Origin of the sequence: Aliarcobacter vitoriensis (assembly GCF_003316695.1) — a bacterium.
In the GTDB taxonomy this organism is placed as follows: domain Bacteria; phylum Campylobacterota; class Campylobacteria; order Campylobacterales; family Arcobacteraceae; genus Aliarcobacter; species Aliarcobacter vitoriensis.
On sequence record NZ_PDKB01000002.1, the window covers coordinates 72,577 to 91,613 of the forward strand.

Annotated in this window: 18 protein-coding genes; 8 read left to right on the forward strand and 10 right to left on the reverse strand. The window is 26.3% G+C overall.

Annotated features, from left to right (window positions below):
• Positions 1-14 precede the first annotated feature (14 nt).
• From CRU91_RS01310 to hemW, 3 genes are read right to left on the reverse strand one after another with little or no spacing between them, the layout of a single operon-like run.
• Positions 15-1,979 carry a M3 family metallopeptidase gene (locus tag CRU91_RS01310; protein WP_113892597.1) on the reverse strand — a complete coding sequence of 655 codons (1,965 nt, stop codon included), beginning with the start codon at positions 1,977-1,979 and terminating at the stop codon, positions 15-17.
• A complete protein-coding gene (gene prmC / locus CRU91_RS01315) occupies positions 1,972-2,811 on the reverse strand; it encodes a peptide chain release factor N(5)-glutamine methyltransferase (protein ID WP_113892599.1) in 840 nt (279 codons plus the stop codon). Before prmC ends, CRU91_RS01310 begins: the two co-directional genes overlap by 8 nt.
• A gap of 24 nt (positions 2,812-2,835) precedes the next feature.
• Positions 2,836-3,927: a radical SAM family heme chaperone HemW gene (hemW, locus tag CRU91_RS01320; RefSeq protein WP_113892601.1), complete on the reverse strand. Its 1,092-nt coding sequence runs from the start codon at positions 3,925-3,927 to the stop codon at positions 2,836-2,838.
• Positions 3,928-3,982: 55 nt separating this feature from the next.
• Between hemW and CRU91_RS01325 the strand changes: the two genes are divergently transcribed.
• From CRU91_RS01325 to folP, 5 genes are read left to right on the forward strand one after another with little or no spacing between them, the layout of a single operon-like run.
• Positions 3,983-4,474 (forward strand): RNA pyrophosphohydrolase, encoded by a 492-nt coding sequence (locus tag CRU91_RS01325; protein WP_113892603.1) that lies wholly within the window; start codon positions 3,983-3,985, stop codon positions 4,472-4,474.
• Between the two features lie 18 nt (positions 4,475-4,492).
• Positions 4,493-5,704: an aspartate kinase gene (locus CRU91_RS01330; protein ID WP_113892605.1), complete on the forward strand. Its 1,212-nt coding sequence runs from the start codon at positions 4,493-4,495 to the stop codon at positions 5,702-5,704.
• Between the two features lie 2 nt (positions 5,705-5,706).
• A complete protein-coding gene (locus CRU91_RS01335) occupies positions 5,707-6,258 on the forward strand; it encodes a HobA family DNA replication regulator (protein WP_113892607.1) in 552 nt (183 codons plus the stop codon).
• A 2-nt stretch (positions 6,259-6,260) separates the two neighbouring features.
• Positions 6,261-6,887 carry a DNA polymerase III subunit delta' gene (locus tag CRU91_RS01340; protein WP_113892820.1) on the forward strand — a complete coding sequence of 209 codons (627 nt, stop codon included), beginning with the start codon at positions 6,261-6,263 and terminating at the stop codon, positions 6,885-6,887.
• A complete protein-coding gene (folP, locus tag CRU91_RS01345) occupies positions 6,884-8,023 on the forward strand; it encodes a dihydropteroate synthase (RefSeq protein WP_113892608.1) in 1,140 nt (379 codons plus the stop codon). Before CRU91_RS01340 ends, folP begins: the two co-directional genes overlap by 4 nt.
• Here the strand turns inward: folP and comJ are convergent.
• The 7 genes from comJ to CRU91_RS01380 all read right to left on the reverse strand — a co-directional run bounded on the left by comJ (position 8,020) and on the right by CRU91_RS01380 (position 14,306).
• Complete coding sequence (comJ, locus tag CRU91_RS01350) at positions 8,020-8,481, reverse strand: competence protein ComJ (RefSeq protein WP_113892610.1); 462 nt, start codon at positions 8,479-8,481, stop codon at positions 8,020-8,022. The genes folP and comJ overlap by 4 nt on opposite strands.
• 35 nt (positions 8,482-8,516) lie before the next feature.
• A complete protein-coding gene (gene fic / locus CRU91_RS01355) occupies positions 8,517-9,062 on the reverse strand; it encodes a protein adenylyltransferase Fic (protein WP_113892612.1) in 546 nt (181 codons plus the stop codon).
• Positions 9,046-9,702 carry a hypothetical protein gene (locus CRU91_RS01360; protein ID WP_113892613.1) on the reverse strand — a complete coding sequence of 219 codons (657 nt, stop codon included), beginning with the start codon at positions 9,700-9,702 and terminating at the stop codon, positions 9,046-9,048. The genes fic and CRU91_RS01360 overlap by 17 nt, the downstream gene beginning before the upstream one ends.
• Before the next feature lie 21 nt (positions 9,703-9,723).
• Positions 9,724-10,542 (reverse strand): AbiTii domain-containing protein, encoded by an 819-nt coding sequence (locus CRU91_RS01365; protein WP_113892615.1) that lies wholly within the window; start codon positions 10,540-10,542, stop codon positions 9,724-9,726.
• A gap of 94 nt (positions 10,543-10,636) precedes the next feature.
• On the reverse strand, positions 10,637-12,406 hold the full coding sequence (locus tag CRU91_RS01370; RefSeq protein ID WP_113892617.1) for an Eco57I restriction-modification methylase domain-containing protein: 1,770 nt from the start codon (positions 12,404-12,406) through the stop codon (positions 10,637-10,639).
• The gene (locus CRU91_RS01375) at positions 12,315-13,457 is read right to left on the reverse strand and encodes a type I restriction enzyme HsdR N-terminal domain-containing protein (RefSeq protein WP_113892619.1); all 1,143 of its coding nucleotides are present in this window, start codon (positions 13,455-13,457) and stop codon (positions 12,315-12,317) included. Before CRU91_RS01375 ends, CRU91_RS01370 begins: the two co-directional genes overlap by 92 nt.
• Positions 13,458-13,469: 12 nt before the next feature.
• Positions 13,470-14,306, reverse strand: coding sequence for a prephenate dehydrogenase (locus tag CRU91_RS01380; RefSeq protein WP_113892621.1), 837 nt, complete (start codon positions 14,304-14,306; stop codon positions 13,470-13,472).
• A gap of 99 nt (positions 14,307-14,405) precedes the next feature.
• On the opposite strand from CRU91_RS01380, the gene bamA reads away from it, so the two are divergent.
• The 3 genes from bamA to CRU91_RS01395 are packed head-to-tail and all read left to right on the forward strand — an operon-like array spanning position 14,406 to position 19,036.
• Positions 14,406-16,664: an outer membrane protein assembly factor BamA gene (gene bamA / locus CRU91_RS01385; RefSeq protein WP_113892623.1), complete on the forward strand. Its 2,259-nt coding sequence runs from the start codon at positions 14,406-14,408 to the stop codon at positions 16,662-16,664.
• Positions 16,664-17,737, forward strand: a complete 1,074-nt coding sequence (locus CRU91_RS01390; RefSeq protein ID WP_113892625.1) for a dehypoxanthine futalosine cyclase — start codon at positions 16,664-16,666, stop codon at positions 17,735-17,737. The genes bamA and CRU91_RS01390 overlap by 1 nt, the downstream gene beginning before the upstream one ends.
• Positions 17,738-17,797: 60 nt before the next feature.
• Positions 17,798-19,036: a M16 family metallopeptidase gene (locus tag CRU91_RS01395; protein WP_113892626.1), complete on the forward strand. Its 1,239-nt coding sequence runs from the start codon at positions 17,798-17,800 to the stop codon at positions 19,034-19,036.
• The last annotated feature ends 1 nt before the right edge of the window (position 19,037 follow it).

The window sequence follows — 19,037 nt, forward strand, 5'->3', positions numbered from 1 at the left end:
ATTACAAAATTTAGCTAAATAATTCCATCAATTTTTAATAACGATTCAACTTTTGGATTTCTTTGTGCAAAATCAAAAAATAACTTATCCATATTGTATGAACCTCCTTGACTTAAAATACAATCTTTATATTTTTGTCCTAACTCTTTATTAAATATATTTCCAGACTCTATAAACATATAAAAAGCATCAGCACTTAGTACTTCAGCCCATTTATATGAGTAATACCCTGCACTATAACCACCAGCAAAAATATGTGAAAATCCATTTTGAAATTTATTATATTTTGGTGGTATAACAACTGCAAACTCTTCTCTTATACTATCAAGTAAATTTTGTACTTTATCTTCAGTTTTGTATAAATCTTGATGAAGTTTAAAATCAAACAATGCAAATTCAATTTGTCTTAAAGTAGCCATAGATGATTGGAAATTTTTTGCTTTTATTATCTTATTTATTGCTTCATCATCTAAAACTTCACCTGTTTTATAATGTTTTGCAAACAATTTTAATACATCTTTATCATAAGAGAAATACTCTAAAAATTGTGATGGAAATTCAACTGTATCCCATGTAACACCAGAAATACCACTTACAAATGGTTCATCAACTTTACTCAACAAATGATGCAGAGCATGTCCCATTTCATGAAAAAGAGTTACAACATCACTATGTCTTAATAAAGATGGGATTTCATTTGTAGATTGTGGGAAATTACCTACTATATAAGCTGTTGGAAGATTTATATCGCCATTAGAATTTTTAAAATATGAGTGCCAATTATTCATCCAAGCACCACCTCTTTTATCTTTTCTTGACTCTAAGTCTATATAAATTCTAGCACTTACCTTTCCATTTTCACTTAAATCATAAACTTGAACTTTATCATCCCAAGCTTTTGCTTTATTTTTTGTAAATTTAACTCCAAACATAGCCTCTAAAAAATTAAAAAAACCTTTTAAAACAGAATTTTGTTCAAAATATGGTCGATAATACTCTTCATCTAAATCATATTGAGCTTTTTTTAGCTTTTCACTATAATAACTTATATCTGAAGGTCTAAAATCTATAATTCCATCTTTTAAAGCCAACTCTTTTATTTCTTCTAACTCTTTTATAGCTTTTGGTTTTACTTTTTTTCCAAGTTCAATTAAAAAATTTACAACTTCATCTTCATTTTTTGCCATTTTTGTAGCTAGTGAGTATTGTGCAAAGTTTTCAAACCCTAATATTTTTGATTTTTCATATTTTAAAGATAAAAGATCTTCTATTATTTTGCCATTTTCACTTGCCCGTGTTGTGTATGCTTTGTACAACTCTTCTCTTTTATCTCTGTTTGAACCATAAGTCATATAAGCTAGATATGATGGCATTTGAAGTGTAAATTTATATTTTGTTTTACCATCTTCTTCAAATTTGGCTAGTTCTAAATCAGATTGTGGTATCTCTTTTACATCTTCAAAATCTTCAATAATCAATTCATAACTATTTGTAGCTTTTAAAAGGTTTTGAGAAAATTTATGTGATAACTCACTTTTTAATAAATCCATATCTTCAAGTCTTTTCTTTTTATTATTATCTAAGTTGCAACCAGATAGTTCAAAGTCTCTTATCTCATTTTCTAAAACTTTATTTTGTATATTATTTAAAGTGTTATTTTCGTTATATTGTATATCTTTTAAAGACATATAAATATTCTCATTTTGACTTATCTCACTTTCATATTTTGATATAATTGGTAAGCACTCTTCATATACTTTTGAAGTTATTTCTGAATTCTTAACTGAATCAATATGAAATATTGGAGTGATAAATTCATTGATACTCTCCCCTATTTCTTGAAATGGTAAAACAAAATTTTTATAAGTTTTAATTTCAATCTTTAAAAGTTCTTCAACTTTTTTTCTACTACTATTTAATAACTCTTCTAAAATAACACTAGATTTCTCTAAATTTTCTAAATTAAACTCTTTAAACATCTTTTTCCTTTTTAAATTTTATTGTAAATCCTCTATCAAAACTCTCATAATCCTTGTAAAAACTATATTTTTCAATACTAAAGGTTTTAAAAAAGCTTTCTAAAGAGGCTTTTTGATCATATCCCATTTCACAAAGAAGATATGGAATTTTTCTGTCTGCTGTATTTTTTACTATATTTTTTAATAACTCATCTCCAACAATTCCACCAAAAAGTGCATTTTTAGGTTCAAATTCTACATTTTGTGGTAGCTTATAATCATTTGCTATATATGGAGGATTTGAAATCGTCATACAAATATCATCTTCTAAAACATTTTCATATAAATTACTCAAACGAAACTCAATTTTATCTAAAACATTATGTTTTTTTGCATTTTTTTGTGCCAACTCTAAAGCATTAGGATTTATATCAACTGCAATTATCTTTATATTTTCTACTAATAAAGCTAACATTACAGATATTATCCCACTTCCAACACCTATTTCTAGTATTTTAACAGGTTTTTCTAAATCTTTTAAAATTTCTAAACAATTATCCACTAAAAGCTCTGTTTCAGGACGAGGAATTAGAACTCCTTGTTCAACAATAAATTGTTCTCCATAAAATGATGCTTTACCAATAATATACTCCAAAGGATAATTTGTAGCCCTTTGTTTTACAAGTTTTTCTAGTTCTTTCACCTTTTCAAACTCATTATTGTAGTTTAGATGAAGCCAAATAGAGTTTTTATCTAAAAGATACATTATTAGTATCTCTACTTCTTTTGCTGGAATATGCGTAACTAATTTTAATTCACTAGAAAACTTTTTAACGCAATCTTTTATCGTCATTTAACACCTTTTTTATTTAAACTTTTAATCTAAGATATATAAAGAAACTTCATCTGCTAATAAAAAATTATTATTATAAACTATATTTTCTGCTATACAAACTTTATCTATTTGTACTAAATCATCAATTTTTTTTAATTCTTTATCACTAAAAATATCTAAAGCTACTCCAACTTTACTTCTAAATCCAAGTAAAACTTTTTCACTCTTTACATCTTCATCATTTAACTCTTCTGTATCTATATAAGTAGGATTTTTGATATACTCTTCTACACTTTTTTGGCTATATTCCCGTTTTTTATTTACATAAGCAACAGCTCCTGCTCCAACTCCCAAATACTCTTTATGTTCCCAATAACCAAAATTATGTTTTGATTGGAACTTATCATCTTTTGCAAAGTTTGCTATTTCATATTGTTCAAAACCAATACTTTTTAGATAATCAAAAAGCTTATATGATAACTCTTCATCATCTATTTTTAGGCTCTGTTTTGTTTTATTTAAAGATTTCTCATTTAAATGAAATTTTGTACCCTCTTCTATTATCAATGAATATGCACTAATATGTCCTATTCCTAAAGTCAAAATAGTATCAAAATCTTTTTTAATAAGTTCAAAATCATCATTCATAACACCATAAATAATATCACAATTAATACTATTAAAACCTATATTTTTTGCATTTTGTATAGCTTTTATAGCATTATTTTCATTATGATTTCTTCCCAGAAATTTTAGTTTTTCATCATTAAAACTTTGTACTCCAAAACTTATACGATTTACTCCCAAATCAAACATTTGCTTTTGCCATTCAAAAGTTGCTGAATTTGGATTTGCTTCAGTAGTTATCTCTATATTTTTTGAGAAATAAGGTTTTAGCATATCAAAAATATCTTTGTAAAGAATAGCATCTATTGTCGATGGAGTTCCTCCACCTATAAATATCGTATTTAAAAGTTTATTTGATGTTTTTAAATGCTTTAAAATATTCTCTTTAAGTTGTATTTTTAAGGCATTTATATAGTTCTCTTTTAATTTGTTTTTTGTTGTATATGAGTTGAAAGCACAATAAAAGCACTTGCTATCACAAAAAGGAATATGTATGTATAAAAGCAATTTTTAATCCTATATTTTATAAAATATCGGGCTAATTATAAGGAAAATTATATTTATGACTGATAAAGAAGAGATTAAAAAAGAGAAAAAGAATTTTAGACCAAATGTTGCAGCTATTATATTATCAGCAAAATATCCAGCAAAATGTGAAATTTTTATAGCCTCAAGAGTAGATATTGACAATGCATGGCAGTTTCCACAAGGTGGAATTGATGATGGTGAAACTACAAAAGAAGCTCTATTTAGAGAACTTGAAGAGGAAATAGGAACAAAAGATGTGGAAATAATTGCAGAGTATCCAAATTGGGTATCTTATGAGTTTCCGCCAACTATTGCTCAAAAAATGTATCCATTTGATGGTCAAAAGCAAAAATATTATTTAGTAAAACTAAAAAAGGGTGCTAAAATAGATATAAATACAGAAATTCCTGAATTTAGCGAATATAAATTTGTACCTACTAAAGATATTTATGAATATATAACTTTTTTTAAAAGAACTGTTTACAAACAAGTTTTGAGGTATTTTAAACAAGAGGGTTATATTTAAAAAAGGAAAGAAAAACAGATGTTAAAAGTGTTGAAGTTTGGTGGAACAAGTGTTGGTGCACTTGATAGAATTCAAAATGTTGCAAATATCATTAAAAAAATGAAAGATGATGGTGATGATGTTATAGCTATTGTTTCTGCTATGAGTGGAGAAACAAATAAGCTTATTGAATATGCTCAATATTATACAAAAACTCCAGATTTAAAAGAAATGGATATGTTATTAAGTTCTGGTGAAAGAGTAACATCAGCTTTACTTTCTATTGCTTTGAATGAAATGGGATATAAAACTATATCTATGAGTGGAAGAGAAGCTGGGATTTTAACAGATTCTTGTCATACAAAAGCTAGAATAGAAAAAATTGATACATCAAAAATGAAAGATGCAATAAAAGATGGTTATACTATCATAGTTGCAGGTTTTCAAGGTGTAACATTGGATGGTTCAAGAGTTACAACTTTAGGACGTGGAGGAAGTGATTTATCTGCTGTTGCAATTGCAGGAGCTATAAAAGCTGATGTTTGTGAGATTTATACAGATGTTGATGGTATCTATACAACTGATCCAAGAATTGAACCAAAAGCTAAAAAACTAGAAAAAATATCTTATGATGAGATGTTAGAACTTGCAAGTTTGGGTGCAAAAGTTCTACAAAACAGATCAGTAGAGATGGCAAAAAAATTAAATGTAAATTTAGTATCAAGAAGTAGCTTTACACCAGAAGTTGAAGGTACATTAATCACAAAGGAAGAGAATATTATGGAAAAACCGATAGTAAGTGGGATAGCTTTAGATAAAAATCAAGTTAGAGTTGGAATGTATGGAGTTATAGATAGACCAGGTGTTGCAAGTGCTATATTTACAGCTTTGGCTGATAAAAATATAAATGTAGATATGATTGTTCAAACAAGAGGATTGGACGGAACAACAGATTTGGATTTTACAATTCCTACAACAGATTTGGAAATTTGTAAAAAAGTTATGACTCAATTTACTGCTGAAGCAAAAAATATTGATTACAATGAAGCTATCTGTAAAGTTTCTATTGTAGGTGTTGGAATGAAATCTCACACTGGAGTTGCTTCAAAAGCATTTACAGCTTTGGCAAATGAGAATATAAATATAAGAATTATCTCAACAAGTGAGATTAAAATTTCTATGATTATAGATGAAAAATATGCTGAATTAGCTGTTCGTGCTTTACATGATGCTTATGAATTGGATAAATAGTAGTGCAAGAATTTCTTAATTGGACAGTAGATACAATCAGGGAAGATAGACTTATATCTCCTTGGTTAGAAGAGAAAAAATTTGAGTGGGCACCACTTGTATCTAAAAATATTACAAATATTTTGGATAAAAACTACTCAGTTTTAATAATCACAGATAAAGATAGAGATTGGTTTTTAAGCTATATTTTATCAAATATTAATTCAAATAAATTAAATAGACCATTTTTACCATTTTATGATTTTAGTTCATTTTACAAACAAATAGATTCTTTAAAATCAGAAGATGATATCTCAAATATTCAAGATATGTTAAAGATATCTTTTCCAAATGGGTACTGTTTTTGGTATATTGGGAAAAGCCAAGATACTAGAGCAACTTTAGCAAAAATTACAAAAAGTTCGTTTCTATGGGTTTTTGATGAAGAAAGACAAGGTACAATCAATCTTAAATCAAATGATGATGGACTTGATATGAAACTTTTACAAATGTTTAGATTATATAATAGAACACTAAGTGCTGCACTTTTTGCTGAAATTAATGTAGAGAGTTGAAATTGGATATTTTTAATAACTCTACAATTTTAATAGTAAATGATATAGAAGAAAGTTTAAATCTACTATTACCAAACTATCCATTACACTCAATAAGAGTTATTAAAAATGAAGAAAAAGATGAATTCCAAATAGCACAAGCAAATCAAGCTATAAAAGAGGCTTATATAGCTTCAAATGATACAAAATATCTATTTTTATGTGGAGCAACTTTTAGAGTAGAAGCACAAAATGCTCTTTTAAAGATTTTGGAAGAACCACCACATAATGTAGTTTTTATAATACTTGTATCATCTAAAAACTCATTATTACCTACCATTTACTCAAGATTGCCATATAAAAATCTTAAAAAATCAATAGTAAAAGATGATATTGCTTTAGATATAAAAAGAATGGATTTAAAAGATATATATAACTTTGTTAAAGAAAACCAAAGAGTTACAAAATATGAAGCTATAAGTATTGTTGAGTCAATTTTACTGAAAGTAAATAAAGAAAATATAAAGCTAAATAAAGATGAATTAGATGTATTTTTTAAATCTATTAGGTTACTAGAACTTAATTCAAAACCTTCAAATATCCTAACATATCTTCTTTTATCAATACTAGAAAGAGAAAACAACAAATGAAAACATATAAAGTATCACTAAGTGATACAAAAAAGTTTTTTGAAGAATTAGGTTGTGATAGTGGTGGTATTTCGATATTATCAAAAAAATCAAAAATACATACACTTTTTATAAAAGATTTACATGTTGGTGCTGCAAATATTTTAAAACAAGATGCTTTATCTATTGGAGCTGATTTAGCTGTACCAAATGGTGTTATAATCGCCAAAGATAAATATGTAAATGCCCTACTCATAGGAACAACTAAGCATTTTGAAATTTTAAGTAAAAAAGAGTTAGCACAACCTTTTGGTTTAAAAGAATTTGCTAAAACTTTAAAAGATTATATAAAAGAGAAAGACTATCATAGAAAAATAATGGGTGTTTTAAATGCAAATGAAGACTCTTTTTTTAAAAATAGTAGATTTGACAACTCTCAAGCTTGTCAAAAAATAGAAAAAATGATAGAAGATGGTGCAAATATCATAGATATTGGTGCGGTTTCAAGTCGTCCTGGAAGTTTGCCTGTAAGTGCAAATGAAGAGCTTAATCGTATAAAAGATATAGTTAAAACTATCTATAAAAACCGATATTTTGAAAAAGTTGATTTTTCTATTGATTCTTTTGAGCCAAAAGTTATAGAGTATGTTTTAAATCATGGCTTTAAAATAGTAAATGATATAACAGGCTTACAAAATGATGAAGTTTGTCGTCTAATAGCAAAATATGAAGCACAAGCAGTCATTATGCATATGCAAAATAACCAAACAACTATGCAAAATAATCCCTATTATGAAGATGTTATAGTTGAAATTGATGCGTTCTTTACTCGACAAATAGAAAAAGCTAAAACTTTTGGTATAAAAGATATAGTTTTAGATGTGGGAATTGGTTTTGGTAAAACTTTAGAACACAATCTACTTTTACTTAAAAATTTAGAACATTTTAAACATTTTGGTTATGAGTTATTAATAGGGGCTAGTAGAAAATCTATGATAGATATGATAACTCCTGCAAAAATTGAAGATAGACTTAGTGGAACAATAGCTATTCATCTTGAAGCATTAAGATATGGTGCTTCAATCATAAGATGTCATGATGTAAAAGAACACTATCAAGCTATAAAGGTTTTTGAAGCAATAGAAAAGATAAACTAAAAAAGTTTATCATCTTTTTTTGCACCAAAAATATCATCTATTAAATATCTAGCTTCTGCTTTTTCTTTTACAAATGTGATGTTGTAGTAAACTTCATCTATATCTTCTGGCTCACAAACTTCAAAATACAAAGAGTACTCTGCTTTTTCTAAATCAATATCTACTTTTTGAATAGTTTCCATAGATGAAAGATATATATTTTCAGGGTTAATAACTTCAAAAGGAATAACTATCGCTCTTAAAGCATTTTTATCTTTTTCATAACTATTTTTTAATGAAATATTGATTTTTGCAAAAAATTCACCTTCAGCAATTGGGTCAAAAATTGCATAACCTTTGCCAAAACTAACACCCTGCTCTAGCCCTTCATCATCCCAATCTATATTTTCTTGTGAAAATAAAACTGATTTGATTTTTATTTCATGGTTTGATATTTTAAAATCTATTGTTTGTGGCATATTTTTTCCTTTTTTTAAAACTATTGTAATTATTTTTAATCTTTTTTATATCCCTCATAGTAATAAGACTGTTCAATACCTTTAAATATAACTTCTCTATCATCTACTTTAGGCGTTAAATTTTCACCAAGTAATGTTCTTATTTCTAAATCATTTATAGGACTTCGCTCCATTGCTTGAAGATATAACTCTTTACTTACATTTTGCCAATCTACTACTTTTTTAAGCTCTTTTTTGAGTATCATATCTAGCCATATTCTCATGGTTCTGCCATTCCATTCTAAAAAAGTGTGAGCAATATTCATTTCAACATATTTTTCAATAATTTCTTTAAAATTACTTTGTGGCATTTGCTCTATTTTTGGTAATATCTCTTTTAGATATAAACTATTTGCAAATCTAAATCCACCTTTTGAGATATTTAATTCTCTTAGTTCTCCAGCAAATGGATAAAGTCCATCAAAAAGATATTTATGTATTTGTTGTAAGCCTTTTAAAGTACCTACTTCAATTTTATCTATGTAGCCACTATCAAATAATTGATATGCTTTTTCTAAACTTTGTTTATCTATATCTTTCATTTTTAGCCTTTAACTTTCGTTTAAATAATAAATCTTTACTATTTTTATATTTTTCTTTAAATAAATTATTTTGTTTTATTTTTGTATCTTTTATTTTATTAAACTTATATTTTTCTATTAAAAAATCCAAAGAACTTATATATAAATTTAATACAAATATCCACAATAATACTTTTAAAGGTAAATTAAAATATGTTATATTTTGTTCAACAGTAATATAAATATATAAAAATATACTAATAAAAGTAACAATATATGGAGTAAAAATTATTGCAAAATTTTTGATAGATAAACCATCAATAAAAAAAAGGAAAGGAGTTGAAAAAGGATAAATTATATTTAAAATAATACTTTTCTTATTTTCTCTTAATTTTAGGAATAATGCATTATTCAAATCAAGTAATGATTTTTTTTCATTATGTATTAAAAATGAATAATATATAATAAAAAAGTAAACTGTTAAAATAACCAGAATATCACTTAAATTACTAACAAAAGGTATTTTTAATATATCTATTTTAAAAAAATATAAATTTATAGAAGTTATTTTTTCTTCACTAATTAAAGATATCAAAAGTAAAATATTTACAAAAATTAAATTTCTTCTAACAGAATAAAAATTATTATAGTTATATAACATTAAAAATATTCCAATTTTTTACTATATTAAAAGTTCTTTGACTAATGAAGTAATCGTTGCTACTTCTGAAAATCTAGTTAATAAATTACCTAAAATAGCATTTAGACCACTTTTATTTGTTTTTGAAGCTTCTAAATCTAAAATAATTTGTTTCTCCTCTTTTAGATTTAATTTTTTTATTTCATCTATTAATTTGTTAATATTTTCATTATATATATTTGTAGAGTTATCTTCTATTGAGAAATTACTATTATTTGAAACATCTCCTAAAATTCCATTAAAATTTTGAATATTTATATTTTTTGCCATTTCTTTTTCCTTTTCTGTAAATATTAAATCGTCATTACCAATAATTCCATCCTCTTCAAGTTTTAGAGTCCATTCTAATAGTAAATTCCTAACTTCATTTATAATTCTATAGATTTCAATATAATTTACAAATTGTGCTGGCTTAAAATCTATTTTATATAATTTTTGTATTTCAATTATAAATTCACCTTTCAAATGCATTTGAATTGTTTTATGTTCTTGATAATGAATAAGCATATTTTCTAATTCTACTATCGATTGTTTAATATCTACTCGAGATAATATACTCTCAAATTCTTTATTTACAATAGCATCTATCCAACCACGATAAGGATTAAAGAATTTTAGTTGTACGTTAATTATCCTATAATTAGGTATATTATCACTATAGCCTCTTAATTCAGAATTAATCCACTCCTTGAAATCATCTAATTTTAATTTTGTGCTAATAACTAATGCCTCTCTGAGTAAATCTTGTAAACTTTCATTTTTATCTAAACATTTTTTTTGTAATTTAAGAATAATTGACATATTTCCCTTTAATAATTAGGTTATTTAAAATTATAGTAAGATACTATCATAAATTCATAAATTTCAAAACGAATATTACAAATTGTAATACTTTTTAAATATTTTCTACAATCTTAATCTCATCTTGCGTTAAATTGTAGAGTTTATAAACCATTTGGTCGATAGTTTTTTCATTTGTTGTACAAATATTTTCTAACTTTTCGAGCTCTTTTTTAAGTGCAATTTCTCTATCAAAATTATTAATTCTGATAGCTTCATCTAATAAAACTTTATAATCTTTGATTTTTTGCTTAGCCTCTAAAATTTCATCTACAAGATTTATAAATGGTTTTTGTGAGTCTTCATCTATTTTTGGAATTGGAAACTCTTTTAATGTAAATATTGTCATTTCTCCATCAATTCCACCACCAGAATAAAATTTATAAAATTGTGTTTTAAAGAAAAGTGAATTTAAAATACTAATTATATATTTTAAATTGTTTCCACTAATGATATAAGCTGTAACATCTATATAAAAATGTTGTTTATCATAATAAAAGACTGTATCTTTTGAAGCTTTAGAAAATATTATTTTTTCTTGTTGAAAATCTTTATAATAAGCAATATTACCTTGAGTTTCAAACCATTTATTAGTTGTTTTCTTTCTACTTTCTTTTTCTCCTGTTTGTTCCAGTCGTTTTCCAAAACTTTGTAAATAATCTTCAATAGCTGTGTAGTTATTTATATCTAGTTTTAAAGCAGGAAAAGTAGCTATTGAATATAATTCTTTAAAAATACAATCATATTTTTTAATATCTCTACCTTTTAAAAGTGGTTTAATAATTTCTGCACTTTTAAAATCTTTTTTTATTAATTCATTTTTAGTATTTTCATCTATAATAAATGCTTCATTAAATCCAGTTTTTATTCCAGAATTTATATTTATATCCCACTCTTTTAAAGGAGTTCCAATCTTTTCTATTTTTTGTTTTATTGCTAGTTCTTTTGGATTTGAAAAACTAAAGTTAGTTTTTGTTAAATCACTTTGTTTCATATCATAGCTATTTATTAAATCTACATCTACTACTTTAAAAGTTGCATTTTTATTGGATATTTTTTTAAATATTGTGATAGCACTATCAACTGTGGCATCTTCAAATATTTTTACACCATTAAAATCTGCTATTTGCAAGATAGTTGTATTTTGTAAAATATATTCTCTTAGATTTTCTCCATATTTTGCACGAAAGAATTTATTTGAACAGATAAAACCTTTTAAACCATTTTGTTTTAACATATTTATAGCCAACTCATAAAAATATACATATAAATCAGCTGTTCCATTTGCTACTTTGTAGATTTTACTTAAAGTTTCTTTTTGCTCTTTTATAGCCTCTTGTCTTACATACGGTGGATTTCCAATAACAACATTAAAACTATTCTCTTCAAATGGCATTTCTAAAAGTGAATTTGCACAAACTATTTTATCACTAAGTTTTGTTAAAATTCTTCCTTTTTGTGCTGTTCGTAGCCACAAACTTAATTTTGCTATCTCAACAGCGTCTTCATTTATATCTACACCATATAAGTTATGTTCTAAAATACTCTCTTCTACTTGATATGAAGCAAATAAATCTCCCATCAAAGCCAAGTCATTTTGAAGATTTTTATGTTCATTTATCAAATATTCTAAAGCTTGATTTAAAAATGCTCCACTTCCACAAGCAGGATCAAGTATTTTTAGTTCAAAAAGCCAATTCTTATATATTTCAAGATTATCTTTTATTTGTTGTTCAGCTTTTGTAAGTTTTTTTAGATTTTTGGGAGAGTTTATATCTACTATATCTAACTCTTCTCTTTTTTCTTTTCGATTTTGTTTTATCAAAGCTTATATTTTCTATATTTGCTTGAAGCTCTTCAAGGTCTGTTAAACTTTGTTCAAAAATATGCCCCAAAATATTTACAGATATTTCACTTGCAAAATCATAGTTTGAAAGCTTTTGTGCTTTTTCATCTAGTATTTCATCATCTATTTTTAAACTATCAAGAAGTTCATCTTTAGCAAATAATCCACCATTATATTTTGGTATTTGTAATCTATCATTTCCATTATTTATAGCTTCAAAATATATTTTATAGTATCCATAAAGAGTAATATCGTGTATATCATCTTGATGTCTTTTTCTTATATCTTTTATAGTGTTTGTATTTAAAAGTCCTCTATCTTCTGCAAAAAGTATAAATATGATTCTATCGCATAGTTTTTGTGTAAGTCGCAAAAGTGTTGATTTATCTATATTTTCATTGTTTTTTACAATATTTTCAAAAAGTGCTGTTCTAAATAGTGAAAAATCTTTATAAAGCTCTTTTGAGATATTTTGTTCAAAAAGATTTGATTTTTCTTTTATTTTTAGTGGAATTTGCTCTTTTATACTCTCATATGATAGTAAAAGATGAAGCTTTTTAAACTCTTCATAATCCATATTAAAAAGGCTAAATTTTTCATAAGCTGTACTTTTTTCTATATAAAATCTTATTTCATCAAAGTTTGAGATTATCACATATTTAGCATTCGAGTGTTGAGATAGATAATAAAATGCTTGTTGTTGAACCTTATCAAGATTTTTAGTATCTTGTGCTTTTAGTTCAATTATAGCTATGATTTGTTTATCTTGATATATAACTCCATCAGCTTTTTTGCTATCTGTTTCATTTTTCTTTTCTCTTTCAAGATTAAAAGAGCTTGGATTTGTAGTTTTTAGAGTGTATCCCAAACAAGACTCAAAAATATCTTTTAAAAAGCCATCTTGATACTCTTCTTCTTTAAAATCTTTTATCGCTTCTATTTTGGCTTTGTAGTTTTGAAAAGCTGCCCATCTAGTGGCAACTAAACTCTCATCTTGTTTAAAACTATCTATAACACTCTTTTGAAACATAAAATAATCCTTTTACAAAATCTCATGTAAAGTATTTGCTTTTTTCATCCACTCTTCAAGTTCTTCGTATTTTTCATCTATTATAAGCTTTTTAGCACTATTTAACTGTTCTTCAAATGACTCAATAGAAGATAAAAGGTTATCCCTATTTTGTTTAAAAATATCTCCCCACATTCTAGGGCTTGATTTTGCAATTCTACTCATATCTTTAAATCCACCAGCCGCCAAAGCTATAATCTCTTTTGGATTTTGATGACTCATAACAGTATTTGCTAAAGAAAAAGAGATAATATGAGGTAAATGAGAGATATAACAAGCATTTATATCGTGTATATGGCTATCCATAACTACTATTCTCATACCTATTTCTTGAAAAATTTTAAAAGCTCTATTTACATGAATATTTGCATTGTCTTCTAAATCGCAAAAAACAACAGTTTTCCCCTCATACAAATCATCAATAGCAGCTTTTGGTCCTGATTTCTCAGTTCCTGTCATAGGATGTGCTGCAATGAAGTTTTTTCTTATTTTGGGTGGAATACTTTTTACAATATACTCTTTAGTAGAACCCATATCTATAATAGTTGTATTTTCATCTATATCTAAAAAGTTTGGAAACATAGATATTATCGCATCAACAGGAATAGCTAAGATAATCACATCAGATACTTTTTTAAGAGTTTCTAAATCAACCAACTCATCAACTAAATTCAAATCCATAATATCTTTTTTGTTTTTTTCACTATTTGTAAAACCATAAACTTTTGAAGCAATACCGTATCTTTTTACAGCTTTTGCTAAAGAACCTCCCATAAGTCCTAAACCGATAATTCCTATATTCAAAATCATACCTTTTATTAAAAATCGAGCGAAATTATACACTACTTTAGATTTATGTAAACTATATTTAGATATATTATTGTTTTATTTTTGAAAATAAGGATATTTGTGAAAAATCGAACAATTATTTTGTCTTTAGCTTGTGCTAGCGTGCTAAGTGCAAGTAGTATTAAATCAATTGAATATAAAAATGTAAGTAAAGTTTCTCCTCAAGTTTTAAATGAAACACTGAATATGAAAACTGGGGATAATTTAGATGAGAATAAATTAAATGATGCAATAATTAAATTTTATAGCTATGGATATTTTGATGATATTCAAGCATTAAATGACGATGGAAATATCAAACTTATTTTCAAAGAAAAACCATCAATTGCAAATGTTGATATAAAAGGTTACAAAACTAGAAGTGAAGATGTAGATTCACTCAAAAAAGTTATAAAACTAAACAAAGGTTCTATGTATAGTGAAAAAAGAGTAAAAGAAGCAAAAGATACTCTTTTAAAAATGCTTGAAAGTGAAGGTTATATAAACTCTGTTGTAGAAGTGGAAACTGAAAACTTAAGTGATGAATCTTTAAAAGTAACTTTCAATGTAAACAAAGGTGATGAAATTATCATCAAAAAAGCAAATTATCATGGTGCTGACAATTTAGAACAAGATGATTTTGATAAAGTTACAGCAAATAAAGAAAAAGAGTTTGCTTCTTGGTGGTTTGGACAAAATGATGGTGAAGTGAAAATCGACCAACTAAAATATGATGCAAGAAGGATAAATGACTTATATTTTGAAAAAGGTTTTTTAGATGCAGAGGTTAAAGAGCCATTTTTAGATATTGATTTTGCTTCAAACCAAGCTAAATTAGACTTCTTCATAAAAGAAGGAGAAAAATATACTACAAAAGATATAACAATATTTTTAGACTCTTCTATTGTTGATCCAGATACTATATATGATGATTTAAAACTAAAAAAAGATAGAACTTTTAATATTAAAAGATTAAGAGATGATCAAGAATATATAAAAACTTTAGTAGCTGATAAAGGTTATGCTTTTGCAGAAGTTAGATTTGATTTAAAGAAAAATGAAGAAGAAAATCTTGTAGATGTTGTTTTCAATGTAATTCCAGGAAAACAAGTATATATAAATGATGTAAAAATAGCTGGAAATACGAGAACTTTAGATAGAGTTGTAAGAAGAGATGTATATTTAGCACCTGGTGATTTGTATAATCTTACTGATATTAAAGATGCTACAAACAAACTTAAGCGTTCAAGATTTTTTGATGATGTACAGTTTGAAGAAAAAAGAATCAGTGAAGATAAGATGGATATCATAGTAAAAGTAACAGAAGCTCCAACTGGAAGCTTAATGCTTGGTGGAGGATATGGTTCTTATGATAAATTCATGGTAAATGGTTCTATCAGCGATGCAAATATATTTGGTTCTGGATTAGCTTTAGGATTAAGTGCTGATTTATCAAAAAGATCAAGTAGATTTGAGTTAAGTCTAAAAAATCCTGCAATCAATGATAGTGATTACAATGGAGAAGTTGAAATTCACTCAACTGATAATGAAATCAGAAGAAGTAAATATGATTCTGATATAAAAACAAAAGGGTTTTCTGTTGGTGTAGGAAAAGAAGTGATAAGAAATACTTACGTTGGAGCTAAATATAGTCTTGACTTTATAGATGAAAAATATGATTATGATCAAGCTACACTAACTGATATTGCAAGTAGAGGAAAACTACCATTTGAAAATCAAGATTATGTAAATAGTGCTATTACTCCATATATAAATTTTGACAATACAAATGATTTTTACTTTCCAACAGAAGGTTTCAGAGCAAATATTTCGGCTGAATATGCTGGTGTTGGTGGAGATTCAAAATATATCAAACCAAGTGCAAGTTTAAGATATTTTTACTCTTTAGAAGATTTAACAGAACTTGATTGGGTTTTAAGATTTAAAACACAAGCTAGAATGTTAATAGATAATGGTCAAATAAATCAAGGAGATTCTCTATATTTAGGTGGTCCTAGAACTCTAAGAGGATACAAATCTTATGCCTTCCCAAATAATGAAACAGGAGAAAGAACAGATCCATATAAAAAAATGTGGTCAAATTCGGCTGAAATAAGCTTTCCTTTAGTTCCAAGTGCAAAAATGAGATGGGGAGCATTTTATGATTATGGTATGATTGGTCAAGATTCATTTAGCGATATAAAAAGATCAGGGACTGGTCTTTTATTAGAGTGGATATCTCCGATGGGTCCACTACAATTAATATTTGCTAAACCAATTGGTAAAAAACCAGGTGATGAAACATCATCATTTGAGTTCTCATTTGGAGCAAGTTTCTAATGGTAAAAAAATTAGAAATTGATATAAAAAGACGTATTAGCAATGAAGAAGCACTATTTTTAATAAAAAATGCTTCTTTAATTGAGTTGGGTGAATTAGCAAGCCAAAAAAAAGCCCAATTTCATAAAGACAAAATCACAACATTTATAGTTGATAGAAACATAAACTATACGAATGTTTGCTGGGTTGATTGTAAATTTTGTGCATTTTATAGACATAAAAAAGATGATGATTCTTATGTTTTAAAATTTGATGAAATAGATAAAAAAATTGAAGAACTTTTAGAAATTGGTGGAACACAAATCTTATTTCAAGGTGGAGTTCATCCAAATTTAAAAATTGATTATTACGAAGAATTGGTAGAACATATACATACAAAATATCCTCAAATTACAATTCATGGATTTTCAGCAATAGAAATAGATTTTATAGCAAGAGTTTCAAGAATATCGAAACTTGAAGTATTAAAAAGACTTCAAGCAAAAGGTTTAAGCTCAATTCCAGGAGCTGGAGCTGAGATTTTATCTGATAGAGTAAGAGATATAATTGCTCCTAAAAAAATGGATACAGATGAATGGCTAGAAGTTCATAGACTTGCTCACTCTATTGGTATGAAAACTACTGCAACTATGATGTTTGGAACAGTTGAAACTGATGAAGAGATAATTGAACACTGGGAGCACTTACGAAAATTACAAGATGAAACTGGTGGATTTAGAGCATTTATTATGTGGAGTTTTCAAGGTGAAAACACTCAACTTCTTGAAGAACATCCAGAGATAAAACCACAATCATCAAATAGATACTTAAGATTGTTAGCCGTTTCAAGACTATATTTAGATAATTTTAAAAATTTTCAAAGTTCATGGGTTACTCAAGGTTCATATATTGGTCAAATGGCATTAAAGTTTGGTGCAAATGACTTGGGAAGTACAATGATGGAAGAAAATGTTGTAAAAGCAGCAGGTGCATCAAATAGAATGAATCAAGATGAGATGATAAGACTTATAAAAGATATCGGTGAAATTCCTGCAAAAAGAGATACTGCATATAATGTTTTAGAGAGATTTTAAAATTTTATGAAAACAATAAACTATATTTTATATATTTTTTTTATTTTACAAGGAAGTTTAATGAGTGCAACGATAAAAGAGATAAATATTAAAGGTGTAAATATACCTATAATATTTGAAGAACAAAAAAATTTACCTATTTTAAATTTACAATTAGTTTTTAAAAATGCTGGATATGGACAAGACAAAGGTAATATAGGACTAGCAAATCTATCTTCAAAAATATTAAATGAAGGAACAAAAGAGTTAGGAGTTACAAAATTTTCTCAAACTTTAGATGAAAATGCTATTACAATAAATAGTTCAAATGGTTATGAAACTTTTGTAATAGAACTTTCAAGTTTAAAAGAGAAATCAAAAACTGCTGTTAAACTTTTAGAAGATTTACTTAAATCTCCAAATTTAACTCAAGATAGTTTAGAAAAAATAAAAACTTTACAAATTGGAAATTTAAAAAGAAAAGAAAATGACTTTGATTATATAGCACAAAAAGAGCTAAATACACTACTTTTTAAAGGAACAGCATTAGAAAATCCATCTAGTGGTAGTATTGAAAGCATTTCAAAAATCGAGTTAAAAGATATTGAAACTTTTATAAAAAAATATCTTGTTTTAAATAACTTGATAATTGTTGCTGGTGGTGATTTTACAGTTTCTGAATTAGAAACTTTGATAAAACCTATTTTAAATAGTTTAGAAGTAGGCGAAGTTTCACAATCTTCAAAAATTGAATTCATATCAAAAAAAGATGAAAGAATCTTCAAAAAAGAGACAGAACAAGCTTATATATACTTTGGAAGCTCTTTTGATGTAGATTCAAAAGATGAAAACAATTATAAAGCAAAAGTTGCTTCATTTATTTTAGGTGGTTCTGGATTTGGTTCAAGACTTATGGAAGAGATAAGGGTTAAAAGAGGATTAGCATATAGTGCTTATGGAAATATATCTATAAATAAATCATACTCTTATTTTAGTGGTTATTTACAGACAAAAAATGAGAGTTCAGATGAAGCAAAAGAGCTTGTAAAAAGTTTAGTTAAAGAGTTTGTAGAAAATGGTGTAACACAAGAAGAGCTTGATGCAGCTAAAAATTTTTTAATGGGAAGTGAACCTTTAAGAACTGAAACTTTAGCACAAAGATTGAATAGAGCATTTATGTTATTTTTTAAAGATTTAAGTCAAGATTATCCTAAAATTGAGTTAGAAAAAATCAAAGATTTAAAACTTGAAGATTTAAATGAATATATAAAATCTCATAAAGAGATAAATAATTTAACATTCTCAATAGTAAGGAGATAAT